Genomic DNA, 6727 nt, shown 5'->3' with positions numbered 1-6727 from the left:
CAATACCATTGATGGACTCACCTTCCCCCTTCTTGTTGCCGATTTGTTTGGCAATGCCATTTGCTTGCTGGTAAAACTCTAAAGCTTTGGCGTACTGATTTTGGCTAGAGTAAACTTCTCCAATACCATTGAGGGTTTGAATTTCCTCTTTTTTGTCACCGATTTGTTTGGCAATGCCATTTGCTTGTTGGTACAACTCTAGAGCTTTGAGGTACTGATTGATGTTGTTGTAAACTGACCCAATGCCTCTAAGTGTTGCACCTTCCCCTTGTTTGTCGCCAATTTGTTTGGTAATGTCTAAGGCTTGCTGGTAGAACTCTAAGGCTTTGGGGTACTGACCGATATCGTTATAAACTTCCCCAATGTTATTAAAGGTCTTTGCTTGGTGGGAGCGATGCTCCTTTGGAGCCGCTTCGCTAACGCCAATTTCTCGATAAAGAACTAAAACCCGTTGAAATGTCTCTAATGCTTCTGTTAACTGACCTTGATTATACTGTTGTTCACCTACTTGGTACAGACGCAACGCCTCGTCTGTGCGTTTTTGGTCTGTTTGCGTCTGTGCCGATGCACTTAATATTCTTGAATTAATTACAAAGAATGGTAAGGTCAAAGTTAGAGAAACTAACACACTCGCACTCAGCAAGCTCTGGCGATGAAGTTTGTTTTGCAGCCAAGTCCTGAAAAAATAATCCATAAAAATACTCCTTCCTCATTTAAAGCAGAGATGTTTTCCTTTAGTTATATATCACTCTTTTTATGAGAAAATTACGCAGATGTTGCAACATGAACAAGTGTTAATGTGGACAACCCAAACAAACTTAGAGGATGTTTCAAAAGTCAGAACTAGTCAAAAACCATCCAAACCGTCTGACCATTATCCGAATCATTGAGAAAATTTAAACAGACTTTCCTGAACAGCCAGAGGCGGGGAAAAGACTAAGAATTATTACAAGAGATTAAGCTATTCTTGAGATAGCCACCCTGCTGGCTAGATATAACATTTAAATTTATTAAGAAAAGTTAATGAAAGCTGGACAAATTGATACAGAAGTGGCCAGGCTAGAAGCCCTCCGCCAGTATCAAATTCTTGACACCGAACCGGAAGAAGCTTACGACAATCTTGCTCAGTTAGCGGCATTTATTTGTGGTACGCCCATATCCTTGGTAAATTTCATTGATGAAAACCGTCAATGGTTTAAGGCAAAAGTAGGTTTAAATGTATCAGAAATGCCCCGGACTGTGGGCTTATCTTACCTTTGCCAAGAGCAGCGTAATGTTGTAGTAGTTCCTGATACCCTAGCTGATGAAAAATTGGCAAATAATGCAGTAGTAACTGGCTATCCTCATGTACGGTTTTATGCAGGTGTACCCCTAATTACTCCCAAGGGAGATATGCTGGGAACTCTGTGTGTAATTGACCAAGTTCCACGGGAATTGAACCAAGAACAAGTGGAGGCACTTGTAGCTCTGAGTTGCTTGGTAATCGACCAACTAGAACTCAGGCGTCATGTAACTGAGGTATCTCAAGTTACCGAGAAACTAATGGCGCACCAGCAAGCAGCACACGCCGAGTCTGAAGCTGCGAGAATCCGCATTGCTAATTTGCTCGAAAGCATCACTGATGCGTTTTTTGCTTTAGATAAAAAGTGGCGATTCACCTACATTAATGGTCAAGCAGAATTACTGTTGCAAAAAGCCCACAATGAATTATTAGGTCAAAGCATCTGGGAGGTATTTCCAGAACTCATAGACACAACATTCCATCGTGAGTATCAGAGGGCAATGTTAGAACAGGTGAGTGTGGAATTTGAGGAGTTTTATCAGCCACTAAACTGCTGGTTGCAAGTCCACGCCTATCCTGCAAAAGACGGCTTGTCTGTATATTTCCAAGACATTACTGAACGACGGCGAACAGCAGAAGCACTACGAGCGAGTGAAGAACGCTGGCAATTAGCATTACATGGTAATAATGATGGTATTTGGGACTGGAACCTTAAAACTAATGAAGTGTTCTTCTCAACTCGGTGGAAAGAAATGCTCGGTTATAAAGACCACGAAGTTTCCAACGATTGGGATGAATGGATAAAACTAATCCACCCCGATGAGCGAGATTGGGTACTTCAAGCTTTCCAAGACCACTTTGCCAAGAAAATACCGTTTTACGTCTGTGAATATCGAGTCTACTGCCAAGACGGCAGCTATAAATGGATTCTAGATCGAGGACAGGCACTTTGGGACGCATCGGGTGATATAGTGCGGATAGTGGGTTCTTATACTGATATCACAGATCGCAAGCAGGCAGATGAGGAATTAAAGCGGCAGAATTTGCGATCGCAATTATTTGCCGAAGTCACCTTGAAAATTCGAGAATCTTTACAAATAAACGAAATCCTCCAAACTACAGTTACTGAGGTACAAAAACTACTACAAGCTGACCGAGTTTTAATTTTTCAACTAGAGTCTGATGGTTCGGGAACAGTAGTACAAGAAGCGGTGCTACCTGGTTGGCCGGTAATTTTGGGAAAAAATATTTTTGACCCCTGTTTTAAAGAAGAATACATAGAAAGATATCGCCAAGGCAGAGTTAGTGCGATGGAAGACATTCAAACTGCTCACATTCAACCATGCCATCGAAAATTTCTTCAGCAGTTTGCTGTCAAAGCTAACCTTGTAGTGCCAATTCTCATCAGAGAAAACATTTGGGGCTTGTTGCTGGCTCATCAGTGTTCTGCACCTCGACGGTGGAATAACTTTGAGACAGAGTTGTTAAAGCAACTAGGTAATCAAATTGGGATTGCTTTATCTCAAGCGCAACTATTAGAAAAAGAAAGCCAGCAAAGTAAGGAACTCGCTCGTTCTAATGCGGAATTGGAACAATTTGCCTATGTAGCTTCCCATGACTTGCAAGAACCATTGCGGATGGTAACGAGTTATTTACAACTACTAGAGCGAAGATACAAAAGTCAACTCGATGCTAATGCCGATCAGTTTATCAACTACGCAGTAGATGGGGCGCGGCGGATGCAGACGCTGATAAATGATTTGTTGAATTATTCTCGCGTCAGCACCCGTGGACAGCCCTTTATACCAGTAAATTGTACTGTTGTCTTAGAACAGGCGATCGCTAATCTGCAAATTGCGATCGCTGATAGTAAAGGAATTGTCACTCACGATCCTCTACCTGAAGTGATGGCTGATGCTACCCAACTGATACAAGTATTTCAAAATCTGATTGGCAATGCGATTAAATTTTGCCGTTATCAGCAGCCACGAATTCACATCGGAGTAGCGAAGCCAGATGGAAATTCAGATGGAGAAAGTTTAAATGTGATCCCGTCGGTAGATGAATGGCTGTTCTGGGTGTGCGATAATGGCATTGGTTTAGAATCCCAGTATGCAGAACGTATTTTTATAATTTTTCAGCGCTTGCACGGTAGAGATAAGTATCCGGGTACTGGAATTGGTCTGGCAATTTGTAAGAAAATTATAGAACGCCACGGCGGCCGGATCTGGGTTGAGTCGAAACTGGGTCAAGGCTCGACTTTCTACTTCACAATTCCAGATAGAACTCTTAAGCAATCGTGGACACCTTAAACAATTCGCAATACTTCGGCTACGCTCAGTACAAGTTCGCAATACTTCGGCTACGCTCAGTACAAGTTCGCAATACTTCGGCTACGCTCAGTACAAGTTCGCAATACTTCGGCTACGCTCAGTACAAGTTCGCAATTACGTTTAGTTAGGGGGATTTAAACCCCAATCGCATTACAAGCAACCCTTCTTGGGATGGGGTTTTAAACCCCGAGTAGTAGGATAAAAGCGATTATGCCTATTGAGGTTTTGTTAGTAGAAGACAATCCAGGCGATGCCCAACTCACACGCATCGCCTTGGAAGATAGCAAAATCTCCATTCACTTGAATGTGGTCGAAGATGGTGTAGAGGCAATGGCATTCTTGCGAAAGCAGGAAAAATATGTCAAAGCAGCCCATCCAGATATTGTGTTGCTCGATTTAAATCTCCCCAGAAAAGATGGGCGGGAAGTACTGGCAGAAATTAAAGGAGATGAAAATCTCAGGCGAATTCCTGTAGTAATTTTGACGACTTCCCAAGCTGAAGAAGACATCCTCAAAGCCTATAATTTATGTGCAAACTGTTATATAACTAAGCCCGTAGATTTCGATCAATTCGTTAAAATTGTACAATCAATAGAAAATTTTTGGTTTGCGATCGTAAAACTGCCACCGGAGTAGTGGAAATGGCAGGTAAAAATATTAAAGTCTTATTAGTAGAAGATAACCCTGGTGATGTATTTTTATTACAGGAGTTTTTAAAGGAAGTTACTACAGTTGTAGTTGATTTGTCGCCCGTTGAGCGGCTTTCTGAAGCACTCAACTACCTAGCTAAAGAACTTTTTGATCTAATTTTGTTAGACCTCTCGCTGCCAGATAGCCAGGGACTGGAAACCTTTGTCATCGCTCACCACCAAGCAAAAGCCACTCCGATAATTGTGCTGACGGGTATAAACGATGAAACCCTAGCAATTAGAGCAATGCAAGAAGGAGCACAAGATTATTTGGTGAAAGGGCAAGTAACTGGCGACTTGCTGGTGCGCTCCATGCGTTATGCCATTGAACGTCAACGGGCAGACAACGCACTGCGACAGAGTGAGGAACGATTTCGGGTAGCCCTGAAAAACTCTCCCATCTTCGTCTACAACCAAGATTGCGAGTTACGGTACACCTGGGTTTACAATCCCTCCGATGGATTGACTGTTGAAGAAATGTTGGGTAAACAAGACTTAGATATTATCCCAGTTGAAGATGCTCAACGTCTCACCACAATTAAACGTGGAGTGTTAACCAGTGGCATAGGAACGCGAGAGGAAGTATCAATAACAATCAAAGATACAACTCGATATTACGATTTGACAGTTGAGCCATTGCGGAACGAGTCGCAAGAAATTGTCGGCGTGACATGCGCCAGTATTGATATTAGCGAACGACAAGCCGCACTACGCGAACGCAAATTGGCAGAAGAAAAAATCCGCGAACAAGCAGCATTACTTGATGTCACCACAGATGCTATTTGCCTGCGAAATTTAAACAATCAAATTATCTTCTGGAACAAAGGCGCAGAAACACTTTACGGCTGGAAAGCTACAGAGGCTTGGGGCAAAAATGCTAGTGAGCTTTTGTATGACGAACCTTCACCAGAAATTGAAGCGGCTCTTTTACAAGTTGTTAGTAAAGGAAAGTGGCAGGGCGAGTTAACTAAACTGACTAAAATGGACAAGGAAATCCTTGTTGCTAGTCGCTGGAGTTTGGTATGCGATGAACAAGGCAAACCGAAATCAATTCTCACTGTTGACACAGATATTACCGAGAAAAAACACCTAGAAGCCCAATTATTTCGCGCCCAACGCCTAGAAAGTATTGGCACTCTAGCTAGTGGCATTGCTCACGACCTCAACAATATCCTGACACCAATTTTGGCAGGAGCGCAACTGCTACCGCTCAAATTTCCTCATGCAGATGCGCGAACTCGCCATCTACTAGAAATTTTAGAAATCAACGCTAGACGCGGTGCTGATTTAGTCAAACAGGTGCTGTCCTTTGCGCGGGGTGTAGAAGGGAAGCGCATCACTTTGCAACTCAGACATTTGATTGTAGAACTAGCCAAGATTCTCAAAGAGACATTTCCCAAATCCATAGAAATCAGCACTGATGTACCGCAAGATTTGTGGATGGTTTCTGGAGATAGCACCCAACTCCATCAAGTGCTGATGAACCTCTGCGTTAACGCCCGCGATGCTATGGCCAATGGCGGTAGTTTGAGTATCTCTGCCGAGAATCTGTTAATTGACGAAAATTATGCCCGGATGAACCTGGAAGCCAAAGAGGGGCCTTACACAGTGATTACTGTCTCCGATACTGGAAGTGGGATTCCTAGAGAAATCTTAGATAGAATTTTCGAGCCATTCTTTACCACAAAAGATGTGGGACAAGGCACTGGTTTAGGACTTTCCACTGTACTGGGGATAGTTAAAAGCCACGGAGGTTTTGTGGACGTATATAGCGAACTGGGAAGTAGCACTAGCTTTAAGGTTTACTTACCAGCAGTGGGGGGAATGGAAACACTCACTCCAGAAGAATTGCCACCACAGACAGGACATGGAGAATTAATTTTGGTTGTGGATGATGAAGCTGCCATTCAAGAGATTACCAGAACATCACTAGAAGCTCACAACTATAAAATCTTAGTTGCCAGTGATGGCATTGAGGCGATCGCACTGTACGCTAAAAATAAGGACAAAATTAGTGCTGTACTAATGGATATTATGCTGCCCTCGCTGGATGGTTTAACTGCCATCCGTACCCTACGAAAAATCAACCCCCAAGTCAGAATTATTGCCAGCAGTGGACTTATGTCTGACAATAAGCTCAGTGCAGTAGCTGCGATTGGTGTGAATACGTTTTTGTCGAAGCCCTATACTGTCAACGAATTATTGCTTTCTTTACAGAAAGTACTATCGTGAGTCAACTAATTACGTAAGTATCCTGATAGATATGAGTACAAAAGGCTGCTTTATTGATGTGGGTGCGAATTGCTTGGATTTGATATGATTGAGCATCGCATCGGTTAAGGCACTTCTCTTACCGATACTGGGAACTAGGAACTGGGGACTAGGAAGAATTTTCCTAACCCAATGCCCAATGCCCCATGCCC

Annotated in this window: 5 protein-coding genes; 3 read left to right on the top strand and 2 right to left on the bottom strand. The window is 42.9% G+C overall.

Annotated features, from left to right (window positions below; all coding sequences use genetic code 11):
• Positions 1-694: tetratricopeptide repeat protein (locus LC574_RS20120; protein WP_229455165.1), on the bottom strand; the 694-nt coding region annotated here is incomplete at its 3' end.
• 329 nt (positions 695-1023) lie between these two features.
• Between LC574_RS20120 and LC574_RS20115 the strand changes: the two genes are divergently transcribed.
• The 3 genes from LC574_RS20115 to LC574_RS20105 all read left to right on the top strand — a co-directional run bounded on the left by LC574_RS20115 (position 1024) and on the right by LC574_RS20105 (position 6536).
• Positions 1024-3594, top strand: coding sequence for a GAF domain-containing protein (locus tag LC574_RS20115; protein ID WP_229455163.1), 2571 nt, complete (start codon positions 1024-1026; stop codon positions 3592-3594).
• 231 nt (positions 3595-3825) lie between these two features.
• On the top strand, positions 3826-4251 hold the full coding sequence (locus LC574_RS20110) for a response regulator (protein ID WP_229455161.1): 426 nt from the start codon (positions 3826-3828) through the stop codon (positions 4249-4251).
• A gap of 5 nt (positions 4252-4256) precedes the next feature.
• Positions 4257-6536 carry a response regulator gene (locus tag LC574_RS20105; RefSeq protein WP_229455167.1) on the top strand — a complete coding sequence of 760 codons (2280 nt, stop codon included), beginning with the start codon at positions 4257-4259 and terminating at the stop codon, positions 6534-6536.
• Positions 6537-6545: 9 nt separating this feature from the next.
• Here LC574_RS20105 and LC574_RS20100 read toward each other — a convergent pair.
• Positions 6546-6727: hypothetical protein (locus LC574_RS20100; protein ID WP_229455160.1), on the bottom strand; the 182-nt coding region annotated here is incomplete at its 5' end.

This window comes from Nostoc sp. CHAB 5715, from assembly GCF_020829685.1.
Classification (GTDB): domain Bacteria; phylum Cyanobacteriota; class Cyanobacteriia; order Cyanobacteriales; family Nostocaceae; genus Nostoc.
The sequence above is the reverse complement of the archived record's forward strand: the minus strand, read 5'-3'. Positions and strand labels throughout refer to the sequence as shown.